Genomic DNA, 26,933 nt, shown 5'->3' on the forward strand with positions numbered 1-26,933 from the left:
CATTTCAACTTAGTAAGCTATCTTTCATTTTTACTTTTTCTCTTTAAAATAGTAATAAACACGAATCCACCATAAGTAACAAAGCATGAAAAACCAATTATCCCTGGCACTGAAACATAGCCTATTCTTAAATAACTTATAATTGCAAAACTAGCGATAGATAATAAAATAGATGGCCAAAATATAAGAGCTGTTTTGCTTCCTCTCTGTTCCGATGTACTTTCTTTTTCTTTAGAAATACGTATGCCAAAAAGCAATACTATACAAATGAGGATTGCTGCAAAGTAAATCGTATCCAATGACAGATTATGATCATAAATCGCGATTCCAACTTCAATAGCGATAATTGTTAAAATTAATATGATAATTGTTGAAGTTTTTAAGTTTCTTTTCAATCGCACACCCCTAGCATGCTTTTACTATATTCTTTATATATGTATTTCAACGATACTGCAAAAACTTCATCTATTTCTTTATTTTCACTTCGATTAGGTAAATCTTTCCCCCCAATAACGTAAAGAACCGGGAATTCGTTAAACACCCCTATTATACCAATATTTATTATTGCTGTAGGCAATCCACCTGTCATATGAGCTATATGATAATATGGTATCCCTTCATATTCTCCTTGCTGCCTTACCATGCCATTAATAATTGGTTCCCATAATTCTGCTTCTGATTTATACCCCTGAAAAATATGTACTAACAGTGAAAGAACTTCATTTAATTCTCCAACATTTTTCTCATCTCTAGCGTCCTCTTGTATATGAATTTTTGAAAAGTACGTTTGGGCATACATTTTCACAACATCCCATCCACCACAGTACATTACAACTGACTGTGCAACGTAACTATCATGACATGCTATCATTACTTCTACTGCTTTACTAAGTGTTAAAGTCCTTCTCCCTTGTAAATGTGGATATAACTGCGCACTATCTTCTTTCGGATTAAATTTAACATGCTGAAGTATATCATTCCAATGACATTTATTTTCCTTCACCATTTGCGCTACTACAAATCCGATTACTACTTTTGCTGCCGATGCTAACGGAATATTTAATTCACCATTATATGAAGCAACTATACGATTGCTTTTTGTAGAATAAATAGTTATCCCAACATGATCAGATTGTATCTCTTTCATTTTTCGAATGACAGTTTCCATTTTCATTCCTCATTTCATATCGTTTTATCACCTTCAATAATTCAATATAGAATGTAAAAACCCTTTTTAGCAGATTAAATCGGCTATTACAATAAGAAAAAGATAGCATGAAATTTCTCCATGCTACCTTTCTAAAATAAATACTAGGAAAAATACAATTATCTATTCTTCCGTAGGCGTTTTAGGACCGCTAAGCTCCAATTGATAAAAAGCTAAATCTAGCCATTTATTAAACTTATAACCAGCCTTTTTGATTGTACCAGCATGAACAAATCCATAGTTTTCATGTAAAGAAATACTTTTCTCATTTTCCGCATCAATTCCAGCAATTAAAGTCATATATTCTCTTTCTTTTGCAATTGTGATCAATGCTCTCATCATAGAAGTTCCAATCCCACATTTTCTATATTCCTTATCAACATACACAGAATGCTCAATTGAATATTTGTAGGCAGGCCAAGCTCTAAACGGACCGAATGTCGCAAAACCTACTACTTTATTATCTAGTTCATATACTAAAATCGGATAACCCTCAGACTTTTTCTGTTCATACCAATCTATTCTATTTTCAAGGGTTACAGGTTTATATGCATATACAGCGGTTGTATTTAGTATGGCATCATTATAAATATCTAAAATGTATGTTACATCTTTTTCCGTTGCTTCCCTTATCATCGTTTTCTTCCTTTCATATACGTTCTCTTTTTAACTACCTATTTGTTACACGAACACTAGCTTTTCGAAAGCCATCATAAATGTTTAATGCAGCAGATAAAACGTAAATGAGAATCCCCCCACCAATTAGCCACTTTTTAATTTCTTCCAGAGAAATAGTGAACACATTTGCCACAAACGTAATAAATCCATCGGTAAATATGTCCGGATTTACTACAATTATAATGAATACTATTGTTCCAGCTATTTGGAGAATAGTATTCCCGATTGCCAATCTTTTCGTCCATTGTCCCTGTACTAACTTATAAAGAGATATAGCTATTTCAAAAACAATTATCATCACAACGATTAGCCAATACTGAAGTAACACATCTTGATTAAACGTTGGCGCGACAAACTTCAATCCACTTCCCGTACTACTGTATACGCCAACGAGATGATTCGCATAAAAGTAAAGTGTAGCCCATATTGCCGTCCACATTAACCCTCCAAAAACTTCAAACTTGGAGATTGCTTTTTTCTTCGGAATATACGAAATATTTTTCAAATCATCTGGCGTCCACTTTTTTAAACTTGTTGTCAACGGCTCGGTACCTTTGTCTTTATCCGTTCTTTCTAAAATAGCAAATACAAGTGTCAACCAGAAAAATACATGGAGGCCTACTTCGATAATTTCCCCAATTCCTTTACCTATCAGATTTAAAATAACATTTAATACCGCTTGCTCACCGTCATATCCTACAAAATTTTCTGCAACCATTGCAATGAGTGCGATAACAGCTGCAATCGGTATGATCATTTTTAATAACGTCGTATATACATCAAAATAACGTGGTCCAATTAAATACATCGGCCTATCTAAGTACCCATTTGCCAATGAAACTGGACTCCCCAATTTTTCAAGAACTCTTTTTTCATCATCTTCATTATAATCAGTCGGTAACATATCCTCGATTGTTGACCGTAGTTCAAGAATAATATCTTCACGATTTTTTTCAGGTAATCTCTTCGCTACTTCCTCGACGTAAATATCAATCAAATTCATTCTTGTCCTCCTCCTTTAATAATTTATAAAGTTCTTTCGAATCCTTTATCCATTCCTTTTTCAACTGCAAAAATATCTCTAATCCGTATTCACTTAAAATATAATACTTACGCGGTCTACTCTCCGTTTTATCCCAACTACTCGTCACTAGCTCCTGCTTTTCTAATCGGCGAAGTAGTGGATATAACGTACTTTGATCGATTGTAATCCCTGATTGCTCCAATAATTGAACAAGTGAATACCCATACTGTGGTGTTCTTAACTGGCTTAAAACCGCTAATGTTAATGTACCTCTTCTTAGTTCAGTAATTAACGAATTTAATAAAGCATCCATTCACTCACCTCATTTTCATTACTATATGTCATACAGTATGTGTTTTATACTATGTATCGTACAGTATTAATGTGATAAAAACAATACGTATTTACAAAAAATAGAAAATAAAAAAGCACAAACTATAGATTTTGTGCTTTTCTGGCTAATTTAAATGCTTATAACAATTTTAATTTTGTACCTCTTGTAATATAAACTCTCCTTTTTCTTTAATAAATGGGGTAACATTTACAACTGATTCAATATGAATTACTCCGTATACATGCGGATATTCTTGACCGTTAAAAGCAAGTTCATATTTTATTTCTGCTTTTATTAATGATGGATCAATTGTAAGTAATAAAACATCTTCTTCATGACTAAAATATTTTTCAGCAACTTCTAAAGCTTGTTTTAAAAATGAACAATGAATAAATCCTTCTTCTTTTAGTGAAGTTTCATTAATTTCTCCATTTATCTTTGCGATTTCCCAATTTCTTTTTGTTATTACTTTTGTGATCATTGTTATTTTCTCTCCATGTCTTTATATAGAAAAACAAGAGGTTCTTCTTTTTGTTACTAGAAACGCCTCTTGTTTTTCATATTTATTTTATTCCTTTAATTAAAGGCGATGCTTCCCCGCTATGGAAAATCCATAAATCATGAAGTGACCTTGTACATCCGACATATAGTAACTTCGCATCATGTTTCGTATTTTTATAATGTTCTTCATCAACATCGATTAATAGAACAGCATCAAATTCTAGCCCTTTTGCCAAATATACAGGTACTACTGAAATACCCCCTTCATATTTACTTTGATCTGCTTCAATGACGTTTACGGCCAATCCTGCTTTTGTTAATTTCTCATATATATCGCGGCATTCATCTTCTGTTCTCCCTATTACCGCAATTGTTTTCACATCTTCGTTTTGTAGATGTTTTAACGTCTTCATAATCTCATTAAATTGATCTTCTGCATGGATTACCTTAACATTTTCACCACTGCGAAAAACTGGTGTTGCGAGCCCAACTGGAATCTCTGCGTTTTTAATTATTTCGTTCGCAAATTCTATAATTTCTTTTGTAGAACGATAACTTCTCGTCAGTTCATAATAACCTGTTTCTTGGAATACTTCCTTAAAAGCACCCCAATCTTCAATCCCTTGATAATCATAAATTGCTTGAGATAAATCACCTAATATAGTGAAAGAATTACCTAGTGTAATTTCTTTTAATACATACACTTGGAATGGTGAGAAATCTTGCGCTTCATCAATAACGACGTGATGGAATTTCTGTCCGATTTCAATACCTGTTATGCGGTGATGTAAGTAAATTAAAGCTGGTAAATCTTCTACATACACTTCTTTTTTACGACAACTCTTTTCAGTTTCTTTCACAAGTTCTTCAGGCAATACTTCGAGTATTTCTTTACTTTTCAATATTGAACTATAAAGTGAAAGTGGGCTCATTTTCGGCCAAAACTTCATATATGTGTTCAATCTCTTTGTCGCTTCTTTTTTTAATAATTTCTTCTCGTTTGTTTCTCCATACTTTTTCAGTTCAATTTCAATCCAGCGCTTCATTCGGCCGACTAATCTTTCTCTTCTTTTCTTTAATGGATAATGTTTATATTCAACTTGCATCCATTTTTTTATGTCTTCTACTGGAATAATAGCTTTGTCCCATGCCTCAAAATCACTTGTTGGTATTAATTCTTTTTCAAATTGAACCATTCTCTCTTCAATAAAGGACTTAAATTCCAGCGTGCCTTTCAATTTACCGAGCATAACCTTTTCTTCATCACGATTAATAGAAAAGGCTTCTTTCAACTTTTCTTCTGTTTGCTTTAGTTTCACAGAATCATCTAACGTACGTAATGCCCAATCTGGAAATGTTGTTTGACTAATATTCCCTACCCCTAATTCAGGAAGCACACTCGAAATATAGTCTAAAAACAGACTATTCGGAGCGAATACAATCATTCTCTCAGCTTCTAATTGTTCACGATATTCATAAATTAAAAAAGCAAGGCGATGTAAAGCGATCGTTGTTTTTCCGCTTCCTGCAACCCCTTGAATTAATAATGGTAAGTTTCTTTCCGCACGAATAATATCGTTTTGCTCCGATTGTATTGTCGAAACAATATCCTTTAGTTTATTATCTTTATTCTCACCTAATCGATATAGAAGAAAATCATCGGCATGTGAGACATCTTCATTTCCTTTTACATATGTATCAACAACACGTTCTAGTTCTCTTTTTCGAATAGAGATGTTTCGCTTTAAATACACATCACCTTCTACTAATCCGTCTGGAGATTGATAAAACGCTAATTCATCACCGCCGGTAAATGAATAAAACATACTTGCAACAGGTGCCCGCCAATCTATTACAATTGGTTTCATTGTGTCTTTATGTGAAACACCTACTTTACCGATGTAGATCGGCATAACACCTTCCTTGCCATCCTCTTGAAAATCTAATCTTCCAAAGTATGGTTCTTGTACACCGATACGTAAATTTTGCCTATTAGATTCTCTCATACTTTCTAGAATTTGTTCTTTAAAATCATCTCCATAATAAACCGGAATGTTTTCGAGCTGTTCTAATTGATCATCCATCGTACGTAATGTATCTTTCATCCTTTGTAACTCTTCTTCAAAAATATTGTTCATTTGATGATTCCCTCCTGTCCGTTCTAATTTTTCAGTCGAAATACAATTGTATTAAAAATCCATTTATAAAGTCAATAGTTTTAGTAAGAATTTTCTAAAATAAAGAAGAGTAGAGATTAATCTCTACTCTTCTTTATTTTAATTCGGTACGCCAAACATTCATTTAAAGTTGCTAATTCTTTATATTTTCGTTTTTCAAAATCATATGCTCCGCCTGGGAAGAACCCTACAATACTTAATCCAGCTTCAGCACATAGATTGCTAATCTCATCTACCGTATAACAACGTAAAGACTGTGTAACTATATCATTTGGATTATTAGGATGCCACCAATGATCTAACATTCTTTCATTTATACGATCATATTCGTATTTTCGCATAGCTGCACTTAAGGTCATTTCTTGTCCACTTACCTTTTTCCAATAAAGTGGTTGATAAATATCAATAAGTGCACATCCATCATCCTTCATCCAGTTTTTAATCCGTTTTAATAGAATCAATTGCTCATCATCTGATCCTACACCAAATCCGTCTAAATAACTAACAACATCAAACTTTTCTTCAAAATTAATTTTATAAAAATCAGCGCAATGAATATCTATATCATTAGTAGAATGTTCTTTTGCAAACATAACTAACTCTGGTACAAGCTCAACAGTAGTCATTTTTACTTGTAACTTAGACATCGCCCTTGCAAATCCACCATTTCCTGCTCCTAGTTCTAACATTGACTGAAATGGATGTCCAATTTGTTCTTGAACTTCTTTCGCAACCTGTTCTAACCAGTTTTCTGTATTAATATCGTAATTGGATAGTTCGAATTGTTTTTCGTAAAATTCTCTCACATCTAATTCATTCATTATTATTCTCCTCCTGCAATAGATTTTTCTTCTACAGGTGAGAAACTAAATTTCTGACACCCATGAAAAAAGGTTATTATTCTCTATATTTACAATTTTATCAAAATAATAAGAATTTTTAAAGTAACAATATAAAAAGCAGATAATGAATGATCCCACTATCTGCTCTATGGCTGCTATTATTTTTCTTGTTGATACTCTACCCAATCACCAGAAATGATAACTTTCTTTAGCATCTCTTTATCTTGAGCGACATACACAAATGCACGTATTATTCTATCTCCTAAATAAATCGTTTCGGTGATTCGGTCATATAAATCACTTTCTGCATTACCTGTATATTCTTCAAGTTCATCTAATTTTTGCAGAATAACCTCATTTACTTCATAAACTTCTCCGTATACTTTGTCTTCATTTGAACAAATCATTGCCGGATACCCCTCGTTTGTATCAAATAATTTCCCATACGTCCATGCTCCGTCTGCAATGCATATTGCACCTTGCATAAAATGAGCATTCGTTTGCTCTTTTCTTAATGTGCCATACACGAAAACGTGATGCATTCCCCTATCCCCTTTATATATCTCTACTTTCTAAATTGTAAATATGCACGAATCATAAAGTAACTCACTTCATTTGGAAGTTGTTCCTTAATCGATTTCAGACCACCTTCTGCATTTTGCACGGCAGTTTCAATCAGTGATTCATATTCTGCAGGAACAAAACTGTTCCAGTCTATTTCCATTCCATCTTCAAAAGAGCGAATTAAATGATTTTCAATTGTTTGTCTTGATAAGCCACGTTCTTTCGCAATTTCATCTAGATCAATGCCTTGTTTATACATTTCATACGTTTCTAAATGAGAATTTGCTGAAGCTTTCCCTGACTTTTTCCGCTCTGTCACCACTTCTGTTTTAACTGTTTCAGCATAGTTTGGATTGTCCTTAATAAAGTGCTGAACTGCTTGTAAGAAGTGAGAACCATACTTCACAAGTTTATGTTCGCCGATCCCTTTCACAGTTAAAAGTTCAGAGTCACTTTGTGGCATTTTTGCACACATATCCTTCAACGTTTGATCAGAGAAAATAACGAATGGAGGTACACCTTCTCCTTGCGCAATTTCTTTACGTACTTCGCGCAGTACTTCAAATAAAGGATGATCTTGAACAATTTGTCTTGTCTCTACTCGTTCTTTACGTAAAACATTCTCTTTACCTAATAATACTTCTTTCCCTTTTTCCGTAACTTTTAATGTTGGATACGTACCATGTTCTACTGCAATTAACTCATCTGAAATTAGAAACTCAATAAATTCACTAACTTCTTTTACGCTACGATTTGATAGTAACCCGTATGTTGGTAAAGTATGAAAATTGAATTCAATAACTTTCTTATTTTTCGAACCAGTTAAAACTTGTGCAATCATTTGTTTTCCAAATCGTTGGTTCGTTCTAATCATGCAAGATAGAACCATTTGTGATTCTCTCGTCACATCGATACTTTCCCGGTCGTCCGTACAATTTCCGCAGCGGCCACAATCTTCTTTCGGTTCTTCTCCAAAGTATTGCAAAATAAATGATTGTAAACATTGTTCTGTATGACAATAATCAGTCATATTTTGCAGTTTTTCAAGTTCATTTGAAAATCGAGATTCACCTGTCGATTGATCAATTAAAAAGCGCTGTACTTGCACATCCTGAGAAGAATATAGCAATATACACGCACTATCTAATCCGTCACGTCCAGCACGTCCTGCTTCTTGGTAATAACTTTCCATGTTTTTTGGCAGTTGATAATGGATAACGTAACGAATATTCGATTTATCAATCCCCATCCCGAATGCAGATGTCGCTATCATTACACTCACTTCATCACGTAAAAAGAGTTCTTGCTGCTCATTTCGATCGGTATCACTCATACCAGCATGGTATTTTGATACCGAAACTCCCGCTTTCATTAAATCTTCATACAACTGATCAACTACTTTTCTAGTAGCTGCATATATAATCCCAGATTCCTTTTGATTTTGACGAATATAATCCGCTAAATATGCATTACGATCTTGTCCTTTAATAACAGAAAATGATAAGTTCTCGCGCTCAAACGTTGTCATAATCGTATTTTCTTGATTAATTCCAAGCGTGTTGCAAATATCTTCACGAACTTGTGGTGTTGCCGTCGCAGTTAAAGCTAATACAAGCGGCTTTTCTGGAAGATAATCTAATATACGATGTATATGTAAATAACTTGGACGGAAATCATGTCCCCACTGCGAAATACAGTGCGCCTCATCAATTGCAATCATTGGGATTTTCATATCGATAAGTTGGTCAACAAACTCCATTGAATCAAGACGCTCAGGCGCTACATAAAGTAACTTATAATGTCCTTGTTTCGCTAATTGAATGCGTTGATTCGCTTCTGTAATTGAAATAGAACTATTAATATAAGTAGCTGAAATACCGTTTTGTACTAATGTATCTACTTGGTCTTTCATAAGTGAAATCAAAGGTGAAATAACTAATGTCGTTCCTTCGAATACTAATGCGGGAATTTGATAACAAATTGACTTACCACCACCCGTAGGCATAATACAAACCGTATCTTTCCCATCTAATACATTTTTAATTGTTTCATCTTGTCCTCTTCGGAATGACGAATAACCGAAATAAGACGCTAAAAGTTCTTGTGCTTTTGTAAACAAAAAAGAGTCACCTGCTTTTCTATATCTTTCATCTATTCCTATTATATCATCACTTATGCGTCATGAAAGTGATGAATACATGACTAACAGCTTGCTTTTTCATTTTTTATGCTTTTCTACGTTTTAAAGGTTGTTTAGCAACGGTGTTTTAATGGCTATTTATGTTTATAAATTTTAAAACAAAAATAAAGCGCATATAAAATGAATTGCAAAATAAATGTACATTTTATTACTCTTCCTTGAATACTACTAATCTTATACATATGAATTCAGGAGGTTACTATATGAAGCAGCAGAATATTAGTCCCATCAAGCAGAAAACAGTACCGAACCAACTCCAATTTTCGAATCATGATGCGTGGAAATATGAATCGTATTATAAATGCCAGCCATTATTTTCTTATAGAAAGCTTTTCCATTTTCTTTCTCAACTTTTTAAACGTTAATGTGTATGTGATATATTATCCATAATAATTTTCTCAATATATACCTTATAGACTTACTATAATACAGATGTTATCATATGAAATATTCTGTTGGATAAACCCCTTAAGTTGACCTGCTTATAAAAGCAGGTCTTTTTTGATTATTATATATTTCAGTACACTTTTAGATACACCTGTATATCTTTTCTCTATTTTATAACCATACTCCACTCACAACAAATGATAATAGTAACGAGATGTAAAATATAAGTTCTTAACATTTATTGAAGTAATTCTTTTTTTCTCCATACACAAAACGAATTTCACTTATTACTATAAAAGTACTCCAGATGAGTTTTTGCTCATCAACATTATCTAGTTAACGGGATCTGCTGCGGGAAGCTGATCTCTTTGACTTTATTAAAGATACACTTTCATTTGGACACATTTACCAGGTTTTTTAAATAGAATTTTATGATAACATTACTTAGTCGAGTCCGACATCTCGGCAATACCCTTTTGAGGCTCTGCAACTTCCCTTGCAGAGCCTTGTTTATTTTTATATTCATTTTATTTGTATATATCGCAATAAAATTCTTCATCTTTTTCCATATCAATTTCTGAAATTAATTTAGGACACGTAACTAAAAATAAATTCCCATCATACTTTGAGTTATACATGTTCAAAGGAGTGTTACCGTTTATGTATTCTTATTGGCAATCGTATTACTCCCCCTATCATAACCCTTATGTACACTTTGATACATCCGTACGTAATTACCGAATTAGTAAAAACGAGAACTTTTTAAAAGGTTATATGCGTTCTTTATGGGAACAACATGTCGCTTGGACGAGATTAGCTATTATTAGCATTGTCTTTAATTTACCAGACGTAAACGTTACAGTTGGGCGACTTCTTCAAAATGCAACACATATGGGACTGTCACTTGAACCATTCTATGGTGAAGATGCTGTAAAAAAATATAGTGCACTAATTAAAGATCACTTAGTCATTGCAGCGGATCTAGTTAAAGCCGCAAAAGCAGGTGATCAAAATGCAGCTGCCGCTATAGAGAAAAAATGGTACGCTAATGGTGATGAAATTGTGGCGTTTCTTACTAGCATCAACCCATATATAGAAAAAGAAGAATTCAGAAAAATGTTTTATGAACATTTAGCACTTACGAAAGCAGAAGCGCTTGCCTTCCTAAATAAAGATTTTGAAGCAAGCGTAAAACTATACGATAAAATTGAAAAAGAAGCATTAGAAATGGCTGATATGCTAACAAATGCAATCGTAAAACAATTCCCACAAGTGTTTCAATAATAATAAGCCGATTTAAAAAAACAAATCGGTTTATAAAACTTTCTATCAATGAAATTTCACCTCTCCTCTTTACATTTAACGTATATCGATATATTTTATTAATATCCGTTTTTTATAGGAGGAAATCTTTTGATTAACGCCATTGGTCTCGTATTTATCCTCACAAATAAACACGAGAAAAAGAAGAAAGTTTATCTGAATGAAAAATTCGCATTAATAGACATTATTGATTCTAAAGAAGTAATTGATGATGAAGGGAACTCACTAGTAGAACTAACATGTAAATACAGTATTTATCTAGATGAAAAATATTACTGTAAATCTCTCGATGATTATACTGGACAAGTATTTCCGTTCTTGAGCGCTAAAATAGGAAAAGGTCTTCTCAGAAACTTAAATTACTATTTCTCTTACGTTGATGCCTATGATAAAAAACCACCCGTTAAAGAAATTAGGCCACTTATGAAACAAGTAACGAACAGATAGCGAAAAATACTAAAAAAAGAAAGCATCTAACTTCGGATGCTTTCTTTTTTGAATCCAGAACTCATTAACTTCTATCCTTCTTCTAAAAGTATGTATCTAGGCATACTTTTAATTAAAAACATTGGAGGATTAAACTAAATGAAATACTCAGAAACGATTGTTAGTAAACGGCTTCGAACACTTAAAATATCTAGTATATTTATTATGCTAGTTTTAATTGGATGGCTTGGATATACAAAATTACTTTATGAAAACGGATTTCTTCAAGAAAAGAAAAATTCTGTTGAAGTAATGAATACTAGCATTACAGGTGAAATTGAACAAAGTTTCCATGTGAATTTACAAGGTTACCGTAAAATAGACGTTGATACTATTATAGATGTAAGTAAAACCGATCCGAGCGAACTATCATTAATCGAGCTAATTAATACATCTTGTTCGCGAGATTGCATAGGTGAACCATTGACATATGTGAACGCAAACAATGGATATATTTTTTATAAGGAGTATACTGGAACTAATATCGCTATTACAATTAAAAAGCGAGATTCATGGGAAATTGAAAGGAAATTAGTTCAGGATGGAATGTAAAAGGTTGATATACAAAAAGAGTACTTACTTATAAGTACTCTTTCAAAAAAATTACCACTTTCGGCATTTATCGTCATCATCGTCACGTTTATGATTGCAACGGCAATCATCACAATCACAATGACGTTTTCGTTTACAACCACAATCATCACAATCTCTACGTCTACATCTTCCAAACATTAGATCATCCCAAAATCTATTACAATCCCGGAACTGTCTACAACGACAATTGTTTCCCATGAATATGACTCTCCCTTCAATAGTATTCATCATATTCTATGTTTGAAAGTATAAAAAGGATTGTTTACTAGTCTAGTTTTGACTCTTTAGTATAGCTAATCTTACTGAAAACAAATCTTTTTAAAAGTTTTTGTAAAATGATTATTTGTAATCTGTTATACTATAAACCGAAAATATATTTTATACATGTAGGAGGATAAATTTTGAAGAAAATTCTATTATCTGTTCTTTGTCGAGCTGTTATATTAGATGGAGCATGCTCTAAATATACAAACTCTAAAGATTCAACATCGAATAGTTTTCTACTATAGTTCCTTCCCTTCCCCAACAGCCCCTTTCAACCTCTGCAACATATACCCAATCCCTTTACACCCTGCTAATGGGTACGTAATGAGAAATGGCTTTATTACAGGGTTTGTGGAGGTGTTTAATTTAACGAAAGGGTTGAATTTTTAAGATTTGCGACCAGTTTTGTGACCAAAATGTGATCGCTATTTAAATAATAATTTGCTATTTGACATGATTATTTCCATAAAAAAAGGCTTAGGAGAACAAATCCTAAGCCTTTTTTCTATTTTAATGGAGATAAAGAATCATTGGTGAGTACCACATTAATTTAATAATTCTTCAACTATTTCATTTTTATAAAAATACGCATTTAATATATCTTGTGTCTTAATATAATTCACTTCTATATTTTTTGCATAACTGCTAAGTTCTTCCCCAAAAGTAATTACAGCTTCAAATTGTTCTACAAATGCATTTCTTTCTTTTTCGTTGAAATAAGAATACACTATTTTCGGTTTTCGAATACCTGCACTATGAAGACATACCATAATGTTTCTAATTACATGTTGATCATTTTCAATATTCATGCCAAATATAAAAAATGTATCAATTGCATTTGTTAGAATAACATCATTCATCCTATTAGAAAATGGTTTTGTCTTTTTATTATAAGGATTACTCTTAATGGCAAAGTTTGATATTATTGGTAATAACGATTTAAATATAAAATAGTCGCCTATCAAAATATCAGAAAAACTAATATACCCATCAGTATAACTCAATCCATAACTTTGACTAAACACATATTCTTTCTCATCTTTAATAAATTCTCCATGAAAGTGCTCTACGTTACGTTTCGTTATGTTCTCTAATATGTGATCATAATTCAAAGAGCACAGGCATTCAAATTTCTGCAGAAAATCGTTTATTCCAGAAATCGAAATCTCGTTGATTTTATTTAATAATTTATGGTCCACACTCTTTCCATTTGCAAAAATAACAATGGAAAACAGCATACGATAATATGTACTAAAGCCATTAGTGATTACTCTTGAAGTTATATCATCCTTTGCTTCATTCGAATTTTCATCGCCAATATCTATCGCCTTTAAAAATAAATTATTTTCTGGAAATTCATAATAAGATGGCTTTACTTGCTGGATAGCAAAATAAAAATAAATAAGGATTGTCCAGTGTTCAATATTAATACGTTCTATACCTAGTTCTTGTCCTATTTTACAAATTTGATTTAAAATATCTTGTTCACTTAATCCAAAAACAAGTTTTTTAATTAAATTTCTATTCCATAACTCATCAATTAATCTATTGTTTTGTTGTATGCTTTCTGCAAAAATCAATGCATCGCTGAATATTTTTACTATTCTCTCACTAGAAGCATCCTCTAACAGCATTTTAACATTTTCATAATTACCTTTACATTTGTTTTCAAATAGTGAATTCGCTTTAATTTTATATTCTGCATTACCTTTTATAATTTCTTTATGAGCATCATATAACCTGTTAAATATATTTCCGAAATCACTATCGAAATTCATACTAAATCCATTACCACAAAGGAAGGCAGCTTTTCTATTATCAATTATTTCATTCAAATCAAATAAGGATATTTCTTTTATCATCTATTTATTCCTCCATAATGATATAGTTCCATCATTTACTGTAACATTGCCTAGAAACAGATATTAGTTTTATTTGACATCCAACCTGCATTCTATTTCTTGCTGTAACGGTTTCACGTTATATAAGTACTTTAATAAATTTTTCATTGAATCAATTCTTTCGCCAATAATCATAGCAGAAAGATACTCTATATATCGAAGATAAAGAATTCCTTTAGAAATATACAATACGTAATCTATTATCGCTATCATTACTTGATCGTTATGCCCATATTTCTTTTGTATCTTACGCACAATCCCCATATTTAATCTTAAATATCCATCTTCCCAAATGCCCTTTAAATAGGTTTCTAGTTGATATTTCATTATTCTTTTTGAATATCCGGTTGAGCTTAAATGCTTATACAACTCACTATTTTTCTCCATTGAGCCATCCCCTTCTGTTCATCTATAATTTAATTATAACTTGTTTAGTCACACTATGAAACAGGATTGGGATAGTCTCAACTAAGTACCTAAATTATCGATTTTTACCATTGAAAAATATCATTATAATTTAAAATATTAACATCAATTTATTACTCTCCCCTTAGTGTTTTACCTCTACGTTATACTACATTACCTATTGAGAACTATAACAAACACATATGTTGTAAAACACATTTTTTGAGGAAATTTTAACCATTTATTGTTATAATTATATCTGCAATATTTTCCCAGGAGAGTTCCTATAAAGAACAATAGGATAATGGACATACATACTAGGCACTCCCCTTCTTTAATACGTTCATAGAAATATAGAAAGGGTTTATACGATGGGACAATTTCAAAGTAATTTTCAATCGGCACAACAAATTGCTACGCAGATGAGAGCAGCGTCGGATACCATCCAAAGTGCAACAAATCGCTCTATAAAAAAGGCGACGCGTACTACACTTTCTGTTAATTCAAAAGCACAAGAAGCGAACCAACAACTTTTAGATTTGACGAAACAATTTTCCGCCGCCTTTCAACAAGCGGTCGATAACATTCATTTGGTAGCTAAAGAGTTCGAGAGAATGGATCACGAACTTCACAACACTTTTCGCTAATGTGACCACCTTCGTAAAAGTAAAACGGTAGGAGGAAAAAGATGAGTCAAGATATTGAAAAACAAATCAATCAATTGAATCAAAAATTACAAAGTGTATTCAAAGCACAGGATCGGAATCAATCTGCAATTCAAACTCAAGAACACGCGGAAGCAGATTTTCACGAATGGAGAAATCGAAGTAATCGTTTATTTAACCGAATTCTAGAAACTTGGCACGGCGATAGAGAGTTATCTCATTTTTTTATGAATATGCGTCAAGAAGCACAACACATCGAACGAAAACTTACATTCGAATTGGAAAATCAAAAAGAAACATTGCTTAAAGAAAGACGAGACCTTAGTGATTTAGAAGACGACCTATCCTACCAGCAACAACAATTAGCAAGGGAGGTCAATGCATGAGTTTAAATATGTATTTGGGCGAAGTACAAAGCCAAACTCAAAGCATGAATGCTGTATGTACGGCTACCATTCAAGGTATGGAACAAGCCATTCAGTCGATTGATGCTTTTGCAACTGATACTGTGTTACAAGGGCAAACATATAGCAGTGCAAAAGCATTTTTTGTTCAAACCTTTCGTCCTTTAGCGCAAGGAATCATTTATTTATGTGAAGAATTAATCCGTCAGAATGATGCTTTTCCAAGTCAATTTCAATCACAGGTAGCTTCAACTGATGTTATCGAACAAGAGATAAGAGAACAAATACAGGAAATCAATCAATCGATTGCAAGTATAGAAGCGGTAGATGTAGCTATGCCAATGCCTGGAATAGACGCAATTGTTGCAGTCTTAGTTGCGATGAGAAAAAAACTTGAAGAAAAACTAGAGCATTTACATGAATTTGAATATACATCCAGTAATAACTATAGTACGGCTCTTCAACTAGCAGTTAGTATTGCTACTGGTCTTGCCGAAGTCCAAAGTGGAAAAGGCTTTAGTCCTGCAAGTGGCACGTTTAGTACACAAGAATTGAATATGGAGTGGACGACTTCCATTCAGGCGATTGAAGAAGATAGGAAGCGTCAGGCCGACGATCTTTTAAATAGTAGTTCAATTGAAGAAGGAGCAATGTGTGGTCCATTAAATAGTGAGAAAAAAGATAAATCTTTACTAGATAAGTTTAAACATGGTGTCGAAGATATTTATGAAGGTGCCTGGGACTTTATACAAGGCGCTGGTAGTGCAGTAGCTGAAGACTATATTGGACTAACACCACCTGATAATGATAAATTAGAAAGCGAAGCAACTTATCAAGCTGGAAGATTTACTGGACATGTTATATCAACGGCAGGATCTATTGTAGAAATTTTTGAAGGTATTTCGGTCATAGGTGGGGCTAATTTCTTAACATTCGCCGCAGAAGTAGGAAGTGGTGGGTTAGCATCACCAATTGTTCTTCCATTAGATGCAGCTGCTACAGCTGCTGGTGTTGGTGCTGTTGTACATGGTGGATTGGTTTGGGATAAATCGATTCAAAATGCCAAGGATAGTCTTCAAAAATTCGAGTCTTCTTCGTCTTCTGGTGTTGGTAAAGGGGCAAGTAAAGCTGCCAAACCAGAAAAAATTATTAATGATTTAGATAATTACACATCAAAAAAATGGAATATTGATGGAAACAACATAATGTTTGATAAAAAAGGCATGAAACATGTTTTAGAAAGACATCATCCAGATTATTGGGATGGTTCAGTAAAAAAAGAACAATCATTTTTAAACAAAGATTTGTCGATATCTGATATACAAAATATAGCAGGAGAAGTTATCAGTAAGAATAGAGATACGATTATTTCTAAAGGAACAAAAGGTATGTATCAAATTGAGGGGAAAGTAGATGGAATAACATATATTGTTGGATTTAAAAATGGCAGAATAGGACAATTATATCCTAAATAGAAATCCGAGGAGACGTTAATATGATTAGTGTAAAATCATATATAAAAAATGATAAAATAATAACTTCATTAGATAATATCGAAAGTAACTTTCTTGAATATTTCATAGATTTTGATAATACGAAATGTTTAGAACTGGTTATTGATTTTGATTATATGGAAGGTGCAATAATAATAAACTATTATGGAAATACTATTTTAGGATTTAAAGAATGGGATATGATTGATCAGTTATGGTCATATTTCATAAATGCAATTGAAGAATTGTTTGAAAATAAAAACGATGTAAGTTTTTATTTTCCAGACCAACCTTTAGAGGTAAAAATGCAGGTTATTTCGCAAGAGCAAATTTTATTATCTATTGCAGGAGAAAAAACACGTTTTAATAAAGATGAATTATTATTAACTTTATTAAAAGGAGCAGAAAACTTTTTTGAAATATTAAAAGAATGTCCTGATGAATACCTTGCAGAACAGAGTAATAATGAATTAAAGAGAATAGAAAAGTTATTAAATAAATTGAACATTTAAATGAAAACATATATTAAATACACTGTTTAAATTTAACACCTATAGAATGGTTAAAGTAGACACTTGAAACACTAAAAGAATCTATAAACAGTAAAGAATAAAGTTGTAATTAACAAAGCCGACTCATATCAATTTGAGTCGGCTTTTACTATTACTTCACACTCACATACTTCTCACTAGCAGTAATATAAAATGTCTTCCCTTTAGAATTATGTACACGATATTGTGGAAAACGATTCACCATTACTTTTTTATCAATTGCAAATCCTAAGCCTGCATCTAATGTACCAGCAACATCTTTATCCTGCCAAGAAGGAGAATCATAGAAACGTAGATTGTCCGCTTTAGACACAACACGTTTCCCTGCAATCGTATTAACTGACTCTTTCTTCTCAAACTTGATATAAAACGAGTTATTATATACCCACTGGTCTCCACCAAGATTTAACCATCCATCTTTCTCTCCCCATACTTGGTATGCTTCAGGTTTGTTTAATTGACGAATAACCGAATAATCTGTTCCTGGCCCCTTGCGAAGATTCACATTGTATCCTAAAACATACGCAATTCCTTCCACATTTGAAGTCGGCTTACCTGGATTAGAAGGTTTATTTGGAACTGATACATCACCATTATTATACGCGCGTCGCACGTCCGCTCTAAATTGAGATTCAGAAACGCCATGACTACGCAAATAATCTAGTGGATCTTCATGGTCTGTACCGCCAAGATACTTCGTTACATCATAGTGAGTCCATAAACTTTTTTCTACAGATAAACCATTATCTTTTAAAATTTTAGCTAGTAATCTAACATACTTTTCATAGGAACGTTTAAACTTTTCATAATTAGTCCTTTCACAAAGTTCTACATGTACAAATCTTTTATTTGCGCCTGGTCCTGCACCATAAGCAATGTATTTTGTATCAGCAATTTGAATAGTTTCATTCCAATCAACTGCATAGTGAACGAATGCTGAACGCCATGTACGAGACTCATATTTTTGAATATTAATAGTGCTTGACAATCATTATGCTCCTAGGACAATCCGTTTAATTTTTCAAATTATTAATGGATCTCTAAAAAGAGCAAAGACAATGAAACTAATTAAAGATAATCCAGCTGAAGGAACAAGGTTGCCTAAGATTAAGAAGAGAGAAATGAATATTTGGACCACAGAACAGGTATCTGAATTTATTAGTAAATCACGCACGTTAAAGAGCGTTACACGGTGTCGTATAGGCTATGTAATCATTGCGTTATCGGGTTAAGCTCTCGGCCTTAGATGGAGTGATATAGACTTTACAAATGGCATAATTCACATTAAACAAACTGTTACACAAGATGTTAAAATAAAAACTGGGGCAAAAAACGATTCTAGTATAAGGTCCATCCATATCCCTTCGATACTCGTTGATGAATTACTTTCTCATAGGGATAGAATTGAAAGTGAGAAGAAACAGCTTGAAGCTGAATATAATAACTTTGACTTAGTTGTATGTACTCAACAAGGTAAACCTATCATCCCGCGTAACTTTCGTCATTTCTTCAAAGAAACAACTAAACGTGTTGGTTTACCGCAAATTAGAGTTCATGACTTAAGACATACACATGCGACGATGTTAATTGAACAAAACGTAAATGTGAAATTAATCTCTTCACGCTTGGGACATGTATCGATTAAGACTACGTTAGATATTTATTCGCATGTTTTACCGAGTATGGATAAGTCAATACCTGATGAACTTGAAAAGATAATAAAAATGTGACCAATCTTGTGACCAACTATCACATTCAACAGCTATTCTCTATAGTTCCTTCCCTACCCCCACAGCCCCTTTCAACCTCTGCAACATATACCCAATCCCTTTACACCCTGCTAATGGGTACGTAATAATTTCTTCTGCATATAATTGTGTCACTACTTTCTTATGCTTCTTGCCTGCAAGTAAAACAATTTCATCAAACTGAAACAAGTCTTTTTCAATCATCTGTTGTTTTAATTGTTCCATGCTAATAATTTCATCACTCTTTGAATCGAAGGCAAGATCATAGTTTTCTAATACAATATCATTTGGTCTTAAAAATCCATGTTTCGCCGATAAGATAACCCAATTCTCGAAAAACATAGTTGCATACGCCTGACATGCTTTTCCGAATGGACTAATATATACATCTTTTGCCTCCATCGGTCCGTAATCTGGATACTTATCCCAAATCTTCTTTTTTCCGCATGGAATTATGCATAACCTTTTCATCGTTATTTCTTACCTCACTTCTAACTTTTTAAATATAAAAATATAGAATTCCCTACTTCTTCATACTCACCTTCTATATCTCCAATCCCTACTACGTTCCATCCATTATTTGTTTCTATTGGCTTTTCATTCATTATAATATGAACTTGTTTCATATTTTTAAAATCTTCTTCAAAAGATGCTAAAACAGGTTGATTTATCATATATGTTTTATTATGTATACTTACACTTAAAAAGGTTTTATGTAACGCTTTATTTTTGTTTAATTTTACATTCATCGGATTAAACGAATTTAATTTTATATCCCCTACAATATACAGATGATACCCTTTTTCTTTATAGAATTGTTTAAAATCCTTGTCTCTTTCGTTTTGAACAAAATGAAGGATTTGTTTCGTTTCCTTACTTATTGCAATTTCATTATTAAAACTCAAATCCACATTTATATTTTGTTTTAAAAAAGAATATAACGATTTATCACTATTAAAGAAGTTCGTTCTCCATTCAGGATGGATTTCATCTAATAATAAACATAAAAGCATTCCTGAGCTATAGCAGCTCTTCCTAATGTTATAATTAGCTTCATATGCATCTAAAATAAGTCCGCTATATTTTCGTATTGTTTCACTTTCATCCTTTTCGCATACTGCAATGTGGGCGTTCATTTCAACATACCAAGCAGGGCCCTCTATACTTTCAACCATACACTCATATGTTATAAACTCTTCTTTCATAAAACTAGTTCTTTGCTCTCTTAGTTCAATAAATTGCTTAATATAATTATATTTCTCAGCTTGTGACTTACAATGCACAGCATCATATAAACACATTCGTTCATTATTTCGCAATTGTATATTTTCTTCTAAAATAGGATATAGAAATCCTAGAGATTCATTTGGAAATCTACTTTCTTTATTCAAATATTGAAAGCAATGAAAAAGTTCATGCACAACAACCGCAAATAAACTTTCATAATCTTTATACCTATTCATATTCACAATGGCAGTCGGATAATCTTTGAATAGAATAAGTGTATCACCTTTAATTTGGTCATCCCACTTTAAAATGGCATACTCACCATCATCTTTCAAAAATAATGGATGATGAAATACATACACATGCTCATCATCATATAATGCAAATGCAGCCCTCTTAAAACCAGGCCATAGCCCATTCAATAATTTTATATTTATATCTTTCTTTATTCGATTTAATATATTGTTCATTATATATAACACCCCTATATCATTCTACATACACCTATTCTATTCCACTTAAAAACAACCCTTTTATTTACATAAATATTAGATAAACCTATATCTTATCTCAATTTATAAAGTATTATATAAATATACATGTGATGATTTTATGAAATGGGGGTGAACAAATGAAAAATATAATCCCTGCACTAGTACTCTATATTATCGTTTGCGTAATCGCTATGATTGCTCCAACATCTCAAGGCTATAATCATATTGGCTGGAAATTGTTTGTTGGGCAAGCATATGCTATACCTATTTTCCTCATTACTGCAATTATTACATTTTATATAAACAAGAAAAAATCTACGAATAAACAGTTATAAGGATAGCAAATGCTATCCTTATTTTAATTCATTTATTTGATCAAAAATTACACTTGCAGTACTTTCTATCCTTTCTTCCGAAAAGTCAAACGTAACACCTGTTTTTTCATATATTTCTTGTATAGGTAAATTCCAATCTGCATTCGCTCCCTCTTTAAAGAAAGCAATCGCTTTTTTTGGATCCTCTCGATAAATTTGAAACAATTGCATTGCTCCTATTTGCGCAATTGCGTATTCAATTTTATAGAAAGGTAACTGAACATAATGAAATGACTCTAACCAGCTTGCACCGATTTCATCTTCTAATCCTACAATATTGACTGGTGAATATTGATACCTTTTACATACTTTAGCGTATTTCTTATCACGTTCTTCTGGTGTATGGTTTGGATTTGTATAGAGCCAGTGCTGGAATACATCTCCTGCAATGGACGACATTAATAAAGACAAAGCACGATATAATTGTATGCGCTGCACTTCTTTATATTCATCCTCTTGCTTATAAAAGATATTGAGCTTATCCATTACTAGCAACTCAAGACCTAGGGAATAAAGCTCAGCTACCTCTTCACGAAGATATCTTTCTTGCATGCTACTATCATTGTTAAATTGTTTATAAAAATGAAATGCATGCCCCACTTCATGTATTAGCGCGTTAATTGCATAAAAAGATGGACTAAAATTAGAATACACAAAAACCTCTTTACTATGAGGAAAGGTAAAACAAGCAGCTCCCGGTGCTTTATTTTCACGTTCTTCTACGTCAATTAATCCCGTTCTTCGTATATGAATAAATTTCTCATAAAAATATAAATCTGTCTTCCGAAATATTTCTTCCACCCCATTCAATAAATCAATTGCATTTTGGAATGGAGCTTTTGGTAATTTACATGGAGTAAGGTCCCAAGGGCGATATTTTTTTACACCGAGATTGTTTTTAGAAAGAATCCCCAACTGTTCCCATATTGGTACAACATACTTTTCTATAGATTCATGAAGCTTATAACACTCTTTAATACTATAATCTCTATTTTTTTGTTTAAAAGCATACTCACTATAATTATTAAATCCTGCATTTAAAGCGATCTCATTCCGCAATTGTATGAGTTCATTCATAATACAATCTATTTCTATTTTCACTATACTTCTTGCTTCACATAAAGCGTACCAAGCTTTTTCGCGAATAGCTCTATTGGGGTTATCTAGCTTTGCTTTTACATATGCATACGTCTTTTGCTCTCCTTCCCAATTAATAGATATGTTAGACATTATTTCTCTATATTTCGTAATAAGCTTTTGCTCTTTAATGGAAAGAGCAACGTTCTTGTCATTAAACATTTTACTTTTTACCAATCTTGCTTTTTTCATAAAACCGTATTTCTGCTCATTTAATAAGTCGGAAAACGGAGACTCTCTAAATTTCTGGTCAAATTTCGCATTGTATCTTTTTAAAAGTGGTTGAATTGTATTTTGATTATACATATGTAAATTACGTTTATTTCTGTCATTTGTATCTCTATACGTGGCAATTAAACTACTTGTTATCTCCTCTTCTATTTCAGCGGTTACACGCAGTTCATCCAAAAGCCAACTCTCTAATTCTGAAACAGAAGTCATATTTCGCTCTAAAAGTGACTGTAATTTACTCTCCAAATCATTAAGCATACACAATCCTCCTGTTTTAAAATTTTAATTTTCTGTTTTTTAGAGATAGAAAAGGACAAGTAGCCAATCCGACTACTTGTCCTTGCTGTGTATCTGTACTCAATAAAATTAAGCTTGGAATGCTTCTGTTAATACTGGTACGATTTGTTTTTTACGAGATACAACACCTTTTAAAGTAGCAGTGTTGTTTTCTAGAGATACGTTGTATGCTTTCTCAACAACGTTTGCTGCTTTACCGATCGCAAGACCGACAGAATCGTTAGTTAAGATATCAGTTACAACGAATAAGAATAGGTCTAAACCTTTTTCTTCTACTACTGCAGAGATAACTTTTTCAAGTTCCGCTTGGTGTACAAGAACGTCGTTTGTATCAACAGCGTTTACTTGTGCGATTTCAACTTTTGCATTACCCATTTGGAATTCTTTAGCGTCAAGAGAGATTAATTGCTCCATTGTTTTTCCGCTTAAGTCAGCACCAGCTTTTAACATTTCTAACCCGTAGTTATCAGCATCTACACCAGCGATTTCCGCTAATTCACGAGCTGCTGCTACGTCTTGCTCTGTGCAAGTTGGAGATTTGAATAGTAAAGAATCTGAAATGATTGCAGATAACATTAAACCTGCAACTTCTTTACGAATTGTAACGCCATTTTCTTTGTACATTTTGTTTAAGATTGTAGCTGTACAACCAACTGGCTCACAACGATAGTAAATAGGATCGCTTGTTTCAAAGTTAGCAATACGGTGATGGTCAATAACTTCTAACACACGAACAGATTCGATATCGTTAGCACTTTGTTGACGCTCGTTATGATCAACTAAAATAACGTTGTCCACTTCGCTTGCAACTGTCTCAACAAAACGCGGTCCTTCTACTTTAAAATGGTCTAACGCAAATTGAGTTTCACCGCTGATTTCGCCTAAACGTACAGGCTCAGCATTCATTCCTAATTCTTTTTTCAATTCTGCATAAGCAATTGCAGAACAAATTGCATCTGTATCTGGGTTTTTATGCCCGAAAACTAGTACTTTTTCCATGTTTTCCACCTCTTCATGAAAAGGATATCTTAAAGAAGCAAATATGACAATATTTAAAGCATAATTTTTTATAAATAATTGCACTTTCTTCTATATTTTTCATCGTTTTTCGTAAAAAAAGATCATCTAAAATGAATTAGATGATCAAAATGTATATTTTATTTAAAATAAGCTAGGAGCTTGCACTACATGATTTAGCGGAAAATTTGATGCTAAACCGTTATTTACAAGGTTAACATCTATAACTTGATAAAATGCATTCCCAGTATCTGCAATTTCCCAAACAGCTAAAATAAGGTGATATCCGTTTCTATCAGTAGGTACATTCGCTTCATGAGTTACTGAAGTTCCTGGTCTTGTTCCCCCATCATTTTTCACATAGAATGGCACTAAATCTAAATCAGACCTTGTTAACGGCTTATTTGGATTCCAATCTTTTTTCGTAATATAGTATTTCCATTCTTTCGTACTATGAGGTGCGGTTAGTTTCCACTTGAATGTATTCGTCCCGCCGTTTAACGTAACTTTCTTCCACCTATCAACTGATTGAACGTCTAAAGCAGGAAAATGGCCTGCTCCTGCGATTTGTCCATCAGAAGGTCCTAATTGCGGGAATCCACCTATTCCTTCTACACTTTGTGGCTCGTATTGAATTGGTCCGCAATTTACATTTACCCCTTGCTTACATAAATAAGAACGGCTCGCTGGTGATTCAACATATCCATGAGCTGAAGCTTTTTCTGAAAAACCGAAAGTTAACAATCCCGTAAGTAATATACCACCACTTAATATAACTTTCTTCACCTTCTGTAAACCTTTCGTTCTCATCCCATCATCCCCTTTCCCATAATAAAGCGAAAATAACTATAGTCGGCTAGTCATCTTCTCTACATCAATTATAAGTCGAAGAACATACCTAAAAGAACCCTCTAAAAACTTTCTCAAATTCATTTAGTACATTAAATAAATTTTATTGATACATTCAAATAACACCGCTAGAGAAATATAGACGGTGTTAAATATACTAAATTAAACTATTCGTTTATAAATAAATTACGAAATTGGCAAAGTTAGTCTAGTTATCAAATAGCCCTCTCCCTCTCAGATTTGCGGAAACTGGCTCCTTTCCGATTTCACGTGCCCATATAGATAACTGGCCGATATGGTGGATTTCGTGGACAATGACATGACTTATTAACTCTCCGTGTGTACATTCAATGACTCGGCGCCTAATTGGTGCGTCTCTTGAGCTAATCGGCTCTTCATTGAAGTCAGCTTTTGAAAGTTTCCGAGAATCCATTTCATTTGTCCAAGAGGTCACAAATGGCTTCACTTTCCCGTGGTATTGAGCTGAAAGATTTTTCGCTTTTTGTAAGCTGGCATACTCTTCAAACAATGGCTCCTCAGGCACTGATTCACCACGCAACCCTAAGATCCACATATATTCCACATCTACAATGTGAAATAGAGTATGTAGTATACTGCCAAACCCACCGACCCGTTTCTTTACCAGTTCTTCGGCCGACATGTCTTCGCACCACGTAAACCAATCATCACGAACTTGCCAGTTATATTGAAACAGTTTCAACATCACAGCAACCTCCATCTTTTAGATTAACATTTAATATTCACCAAAAGACTTCAAAATTCCTATTTAAGTAATACCTCTTATACAACTGATAAAACCTTATACAAATTGGCCCTCAAATTGAACATTCAATATGAAGTTAATGAATGAAAAGAACCCCCCTATTATACAGGGGTTTATCAATCTTTTTACAAATCAATACTCAAACCTAATAACAAATTTGTCATTTGAAAATATCCCTCTTTTTAAATAAAAATACTAAATCATTTTATAATAAATAACCGTTGCATCTAAATTACCATTTGGAGATATTGCGTATTCTGGTATTTTTCCAACTTCTTTATAGTCTAATGATTTATACAATCTATTAGAAGGGTCTCCTTCTCTCGTATCTAGCACTATAAGAGACCTATTTTCTCGCTTTGCTCTTTCCTCTGCTTTTTGCATAAGCAAACGTCCAATGCCATTACGTCTGAAGTTCGGATGAGTCATTAACTTGCAAATTTCAGCTCTATGAATCCCATTAGGCTTTGTAACTAAATGTAATTGAATACTCCCTGCCACTTCATTATTTATTTTAGCAACATACAAGATCACTTCTGGTGCTAAGACTGTTTCCCAATACTTTACCGATTCTTTTTGTTCCAGTGGAGGTAAAAAACCAATTGATGCCCCATCATCTACAACCGTTTTCAAAAGATTCGAAAGCTCCTCCACGTCATCTTTTATTTGCTTAATCTCTTCAATTACTACATTTTGCATTACTAATCCCCCTTTTGTTTCATTGTACCAAGTTTTAAGGAAGGAAAAACGGGTTACTAAGATGAAATTATTTAAA

General features: G+C 33.0%; 30 protein-coding genes and 2 pseudogenes. 10 read left to right on the forward strand and 22 right to left on the reverse strand.

The window, feature by feature from the left end; translation table 11 throughout:
• Positions 1–17: 17 nt before the first annotated feature.
• From ABH961_RS09030 to recQ, 10 genes are all read right to left on the reverse strand, one after another.
• A complete protein-coding gene (locus ABH961_RS09030; protein ID WP_048547367.1) occupies positions 18–395 on the reverse strand; it encodes a hypothetical protein in 378 nt (125 codons plus the stop codon).
• Positions 392–1,168 carry a serine hydrolase gene (locus ABH961_RS09035; protein ID WP_048547368.1) on the reverse strand — a complete coding sequence of 259 codons (777 nt, stop codon included), beginning with the start codon at positions 1,166–1,168 and terminating at the stop codon, positions 392–394. Before ABH961_RS09035 ends, ABH961_RS09030 begins: the two co-directional genes overlap by 4 nt.
• A gap of 162 nt (positions 1,169–1,330) precedes the next feature.
• The gene (locus tag ABH961_RS09040) at positions 1,331–1,843 is read right to left on the reverse strand and encodes a GNAT family N-acetyltransferase (protein WP_048547370.1); all 513 of its coding nucleotides are present in this window, start codon (positions 1,841–1,843) and stop codon (positions 1,331–1,333) included.
• A gap of 34 nt (positions 1,844–1,877) precedes the next feature.
• Positions 1,878–2,888 carry an HAAS signaling domain-containing protein gene (locus ABH961_RS09045; RefSeq protein ID WP_098076135.1) on the reverse strand — a complete coding sequence of 337 codons (1,011 nt, stop codon included), beginning with the start codon at positions 2,886–2,888 and terminating at the stop codon, positions 1,878–1,880.
• Complete coding sequence (locus ABH961_RS09050) at positions 2,875–3,222, reverse strand: PadR family transcriptional regulator (RefSeq protein WP_048547374.1); 348 nt, start codon at positions 3,220–3,222, stop codon at positions 2,875–2,877. Before ABH961_RS09050 ends, ABH961_RS09045 begins: the two co-directional genes overlap by 14 nt.
• A 169-nt stretch (positions 3,223–3,391) precedes the next feature.
• A complete protein-coding gene (locus ABH961_RS09055; protein WP_048547376.1) occupies positions 3,392–3,724 on the reverse strand; it encodes a DUF952 domain-containing protein in 333 nt (110 codons plus the stop codon).
• Between the two features lie 82 nt (positions 3,725–3,806).
• Positions 3,807–5,882: a HelD family protein gene (locus ABH961_RS09060; protein ID WP_098047701.1), complete on the reverse strand. Its 2,076-nt coding sequence runs from the start codon at positions 5,880–5,882 to the stop codon at positions 3,807–3,809.
• A 116-nt stretch (positions 5,883–5,998) separates the two neighbouring features.
• Positions 5,999–6,742 carry a class I SAM-dependent methyltransferase gene (locus ABH961_RS09065; protein WP_048547379.1) on the reverse strand — a complete coding sequence of 248 codons (744 nt, stop codon included), beginning with the start codon at positions 6,740–6,742 and terminating at the stop codon, positions 5,999–6,001.
• A 179-nt stretch (positions 6,743–6,921) separates the two neighbouring features.
• The gene (locus tag ABH961_RS09070; RefSeq protein ID WP_048547381.1) at positions 6,922–7,305 is read right to left on the reverse strand and encodes a gamma-glutamylcyclotransferase family protein; all 384 of its coding nucleotides are present in this window, start codon (positions 7,303–7,305) and stop codon (positions 6,922–6,924) included.
• A gap of 23 nt (positions 7,306–7,328) precedes the next feature.
• Complete coding sequence (recQ, locus tag ABH961_RS09075; RefSeq protein ID WP_048547382.1) at positions 7,329–9,446, reverse strand: DNA helicase RecQ; 2,118 nt, start codon at positions 9,444–9,446, stop codon at positions 7,329–7,331.
• A 284-nt stretch (positions 9,447–9,730) separates the two neighbouring features.
• Here recQ and ABH961_RS09080 point away from each other — a divergent pair, with 284 nt between their 5' ends.
• The 4 genes from ABH961_RS09080 (at position 9,731) to ABH961_RS09095 (ending at position 12,275) form a co-directional block, all read left to right on the forward strand.
• Entirely contained in the window at positions 9,731–9,892 is a 162-nt protein-coding gene (locus ABH961_RS09080) for a hypothetical protein (RefSeq protein ID WP_048547384.1), read from the forward strand.
• Between the two features lie 682 nt (positions 9,893–10,574).
• Complete coding sequence (locus tag ABH961_RS09085) at positions 10,575–11,198, forward strand: hypothetical protein (protein WP_048547385.1); 624 nt, start codon at positions 10,575–10,577, stop codon at positions 11,196–11,198.
• Positions 11,199–11,327: 129 nt separating this feature from the next.
• Positions 11,328–11,684 (forward strand): hypothetical protein, encoded by a 357-nt coding sequence (locus tag ABH961_RS09090; RefSeq protein WP_000606238.1) that lies wholly within the window; start codon positions 11,328–11,330, stop codon positions 11,682–11,684.
• Between the two features lie 138 nt (positions 11,685–11,822).
• On the forward strand, positions 11,823–12,275 hold the full coding sequence (locus ABH961_RS09095) for a hypothetical protein (protein WP_048547387.1): 453 nt from the start codon (positions 11,823–11,825) through the stop codon (positions 12,273–12,275).
• Between the two features lie 51 nt (positions 12,276–12,326).
• Here the strand turns inward: ABH961_RS09095 and ABH961_RS09100 are convergent, their stop codons facing one another.
• From ABH961_RS09100 to ABH961_RS09110, 4 genes and pseudogenes are all read right to left on the reverse strand, one after another.
• Positions 12,327–12,515, reverse strand: coding sequence for a hypothetical protein (locus ABH961_RS09100; protein ID WP_088096646.1), 189 nt, complete (start codon positions 12,513–12,515; stop codon positions 12,327–12,329).
• Between the two features lie 305 nt (positions 12,516–12,820).
• A pseudogene (locus ABH961_RS30070) lies at positions 12,821–12,910 on the reverse strand (DUF6884 domain-containing protein); the annotation flags it as partial.
• Positions 12,911–13,126: 216 nt separating this feature from the next.
• Positions 13,127–14,443, reverse strand: a complete 1,317-nt coding sequence (locus ABH961_RS09105; protein ID WP_098047702.1) for a hypothetical protein — start codon at positions 14,441–14,443, stop codon at positions 13,127–13,129.
• Positions 14,444–14,512: 69 nt separating this feature from the next.
• Positions 14,513–14,869 carry a hypothetical protein gene (locus tag ABH961_RS09110; protein WP_048547391.1) on the reverse strand — a complete coding sequence of 119 codons (357 nt, stop codon included), beginning with the start codon at positions 14,867–14,869 and terminating at the stop codon, positions 14,513–14,515.
• A gap of 389 nt (positions 14,870–15,258) precedes the next feature.
• Here ABH961_RS09110 and ABH961_RS09115 point away from each other — a divergent pair, with 389 nt between their 5' ends.
• From ABH961_RS09115 to ABH961_RS09130, 4 genes are read left to right on the forward strand one after another with little or no spacing between them, the layout of a single operon-like run.
• Positions 15,259–15,534, forward strand: a complete 276-nt coding sequence (locus tag ABH961_RS09115; RefSeq protein WP_048547393.1) for a TIGR04197 family type VII secretion effector — start codon at positions 15,259–15,261, stop codon at positions 15,532–15,534.
• Positions 15,535–15,575: 41 nt separating this feature from the next.
• Positions 15,576–15,938 carry a DUF3958 family protein gene (locus ABH961_RS09120; protein WP_098047704.1) on the forward strand — a complete coding sequence of 121 codons (363 nt, stop codon included), beginning with the start codon at positions 15,576–15,578 and terminating at the stop codon, positions 15,936–15,938.
• Positions 15,935–17,431 carry a T7SS effector LXG polymorphic toxin gene (locus ABH961_RS09125; protein WP_404519261.1) on the forward strand — a complete coding sequence of 499 codons (1,497 nt, stop codon included), beginning with the start codon at positions 15,935–15,937 and terminating at the stop codon, positions 17,429–17,431. The genes ABH961_RS09120 and ABH961_RS09125 overlap by 4 nt, the downstream gene beginning before the upstream one ends.
• A gap of 20 nt (positions 17,432–17,451) precedes the next feature.
• Positions 17,452–17,961: a hypothetical protein gene (locus ABH961_RS09130; RefSeq protein WP_048547399.1), complete on the forward strand. Its 510-nt coding sequence runs from the start codon at positions 17,452–17,454 to the stop codon at positions 17,959–17,961.
• 151 nt (positions 17,962–18,112) lie between these two features.
• On the opposite strand, the gene ABH961_RS09135 is transcribed toward ABH961_RS09130, so the two are convergent.
• Positions 18,113–18,988 carry an N-acetylmuramoyl-L-alanine amidase gene (locus ABH961_RS09135; protein ID WP_404519262.1) on the reverse strand — a complete coding sequence of 292 codons (876 nt, stop codon included), beginning with the start codon at positions 18,986–18,988 and terminating at the stop codon, positions 18,113–18,115.
• 259 nt (positions 18,989–19,247) lie between these two features.
• On the opposite strand from ABH961_RS09135, the pseudogene ABH961_RS09140 reads away from it, so the two are divergent.
• Positions 19,248–19,730, forward strand: a pseudogene (locus ABH961_RS09140) (site-specific integrase); the annotation flags it as partial.
• A gap of 39 nt (positions 19,731–19,769) precedes the next feature.
• Here ABH961_RS09140 and ABH961_RS09145 read toward each other — a convergent pair.
• On the reverse strand, positions 19,770–20,219 hold the full coding sequence (locus ABH961_RS09145; protein ID WP_098067966.1) for a DUF6884 domain-containing protein: 450 nt from the start codon (positions 20,217–20,219) through the stop codon (positions 19,770–19,772).
• A 20-nt stretch (positions 20,220–20,239) separates the two neighbouring features.
• Entirely contained in the window at positions 20,240–21,445 is a 1,206-nt protein-coding gene (locus ABH961_RS09150) for a peptide ABC transporter permease (RefSeq protein WP_141497603.1), read from the reverse strand.
• 161 nt (positions 21,446–21,606) lie between these two features.
• On the opposite strand from ABH961_RS09150, the gene ABH961_RS09155 reads away from it, so the two are divergent.
• Entirely contained in the window at positions 21,607–21,804 is a 198-nt protein-coding gene (locus ABH961_RS09155; protein ID WP_098047709.1) for a DUF4017 family protein, read from the forward strand.
• Positions 21,805–21,822: 18 nt separating this feature from the next.
• On the opposite strand, the gene ABH961_RS09160 is transcribed toward ABH961_RS09155, so the two are convergent.
• The 5 genes from ABH961_RS09160 to ABH961_RS09180 all read right to left on the reverse strand — a co-directional run bounded on the left by ABH961_RS09160 (position 21,823) and on the right by ABH961_RS09180 (position 26,857).
• A complete protein-coding gene (locus ABH961_RS09160) occupies positions 21,823–23,469 on the reverse strand; it encodes a M3 family oligoendopeptidase (RefSeq protein ID WP_098132619.1) in 1,647 nt (548 codons plus the stop codon).
• A gap of 108 nt (positions 23,470–23,577) precedes the next feature.
• The gene (gene ppaC / locus ABH961_RS09165; RefSeq protein WP_000416840.1) at positions 23,578–24,507 is read right to left on the reverse strand and encodes a manganese-dependent inorganic pyrophosphatase; all 930 of its coding nucleotides are present in this window, start codon (positions 24,505–24,507) and stop codon (positions 23,578–23,580) included.
• A 162-nt stretch (positions 24,508–24,669) separates the two neighbouring features.
• Positions 24,670–25,335, reverse strand: a complete 666-nt coding sequence (locus ABH961_RS09170) for a lytic polysaccharide monooxygenase (RefSeq protein ID WP_048547409.1) — start codon at positions 25,333–25,335, stop codon at positions 24,670–24,672.
• A gap of 247 nt (positions 25,336–25,582) precedes the next feature.
• Positions 25,583–26,098, reverse strand: coding sequence for a DinB family protein (locus ABH961_RS09175; RefSeq protein WP_404519265.1), 516 nt, complete (start codon positions 26,096–26,098; stop codon positions 25,583–25,585).
• Between the two features lie 255 nt (positions 26,099–26,353).
• The gene (locus tag ABH961_RS09180; RefSeq protein WP_048547413.1) at positions 26,354–26,857 is read right to left on the reverse strand and encodes a GNAT family N-acetyltransferase; all 504 of its coding nucleotides are present in this window, start codon (positions 26,855–26,857) and stop codon (positions 26,354–26,356) included.
• Positions 26,858–26,933 lie beyond the last annotated feature (76 nt).

The organism is Bacillus sp. RC251, from assembly GCF_044908765.1.
Taxonomy (GTDB): domain Bacteria; phylum Bacillota; class Bacilli; order Bacillales; family Bacillaceae_G; genus Bacillus_A; species Bacillus_A wiedmannii.

Coding starts and splice junctions, on each gene's coding strand:
- ABH961_RS09130 (WP_048547399.1), top strand. CDS start 17,452: ATGATTAGTGTAAAATCATATATAAAAAATGATAAAATAATAACTTCA.
- ABH961_RS09050 (WP_048547374.1), bottom strand. CDS start 3,222: ATGGATGCTTTATTAAATTCGTTAATTACTGAACTAAGAAGAGGTACA.
- ABH961_RS09055 (WP_048547376.1), bottom strand. CDS start 3,724: ATGATCACAAAAGTAATAACAAAAAGAAATTGGGAAATCGCAAAGATA.
- ABH961_RS09155 (WP_098047709.1), top strand. CDS start 21,607: ATGAAAAATATAATCCCTGCACTAGTACTCTATATTATCGTTTGCGTA.
- ABH961_RS09110 (WP_048547391.1), bottom strand. CDS start 14,869: ATGGAGAAAAATAGTGAGTTGTATAAGCATTTAAGCTCAACCGGATAT.
- ABH961_RS09085 (WP_048547385.1), top strand. CDS start 10,575: ATGTATTCTTATTGGCAATCGTATTACTCCCCCTATCATAACCCTTAT.
- ABH961_RS09125 (WP_404519261.1), top strand. CDS start 15,935: ATGAGTTTAAATATGTATTTGGGCGAAGTACAAAGCCAAACTCAAAGC.
- ABH961_RS09175 (WP_404519265.1), bottom strand. CDS start 26,098: ATGTTGAAACTGTTTCAATATAACTGGCAAGTTCGTGATGATTGGTTT.
- ABH961_RS09080 (WP_048547384.1), top strand. CDS start 9,731: ATGAAGCAGCAGAATATTAGTCCCATCAAGCAGAAAACAGTACCGAAC.
- ABH961_RS09160 (WP_098132619.1), bottom strand. CDS start 23,469: ATGCTTAATGATTTGGAGAGTAAATTACAGTCACTTTTAGAGCGAAAT.
- ABH961_RS09100 (WP_088096646.1), bottom strand. CDS start 12,515: ATGGGAAACAATTGTCGTTGTAGACAGTTCCGGGATTGTAATAGATTT.
- ABH961_RS09095 (WP_048547387.1), top strand. CDS start 11,823: ATGAAATACTCAGAAACGATTGTTAGTAAACGGCTTCGAACACTTAAA.
- ABH961_RS09115 (WP_048547393.1), top strand. CDS start 15,259: ATGGGACAATTTCAAAGTAATTTTCAATCGGCACAACAAATTGCTACG.
- ABH961_RS09150 (WP_141497603.1), bottom strand. CDS start 21,445: ATGAACAATATATTAAATCGAATAAAGAAAGATATAAATATAAAATTA.
- ppaC (WP_000416840.1), bottom strand. CDS start 24,507: ATGGAAAAAGTACTAGTTTTCGGGCATAAAAACCCAGATACAGATGCA.
- ABH961_RS09045 (WP_098076135.1), bottom strand. CDS start 2,888: ATGAATTTGATTGATATTTACGTCGAGGAAGTAGCGAAGAGATTACCT.
- ABH961_RS09180 (WP_048547413.1), bottom strand. CDS start 26,857: ATGCAAAATGTAGTAATTGAAGAGATTAAGCAAATAAAAGATGACGTG.
- ABH961_RS09060 (WP_098047701.1), bottom strand. CDS start 5,882: ATGAACAATATTTTTGAAGAAGAGTTACAAAGGATGAAAGATACATTA.
- ABH961_RS09070 (WP_048547381.1), bottom strand. CDS start 7,305: ATGCATCACGTTTTCGTGTATGGCACATTAAGAAAAGAGCAAACGAAT.
- ABH961_RS09170 (WP_048547409.1), bottom strand. CDS start 25,335: ATGAGAACGAAAGGTTTACAGAAGGTGAAGAAAGTTATATTAAGTGGT.
- ABH961_RS09040 (WP_048547370.1), bottom strand. CDS start 1,843: ATGATAAGGGAAGCAACGGAAAAAGATGTAACATACATTTTAGATATT.
- ABH961_RS09120 (WP_098047704.1), top strand. CDS start 15,576: ATGAGTCAAGATATTGAAAAACAAATCAATCAATTGAATCAAAAATTA.
- ABH961_RS09105 (WP_098047702.1), bottom strand. CDS start 14,443: ATGATAAAAGAAATATCCTTATTTGATTTGAATGAAATAATTGATAAT.
- ABH961_RS09065 (WP_048547379.1), bottom strand. CDS start 6,742: ATGAATGAATTAGATGTGAGAGAATTTTACGAAAAACAATTCGAACTA.
- ABH961_RS09035 (WP_048547368.1), bottom strand. CDS start 1,168: ATGGAAACTGTCATTCGAAAAATGAAAGAGATACAATCTGATCATGTT.
- ABH961_RS09145 (WP_098067966.1), bottom strand. CDS start 20,219: ATGAAAAGGTTATGCATAATTCCATGCGGAAAAAAGAAGATTTGGGAT.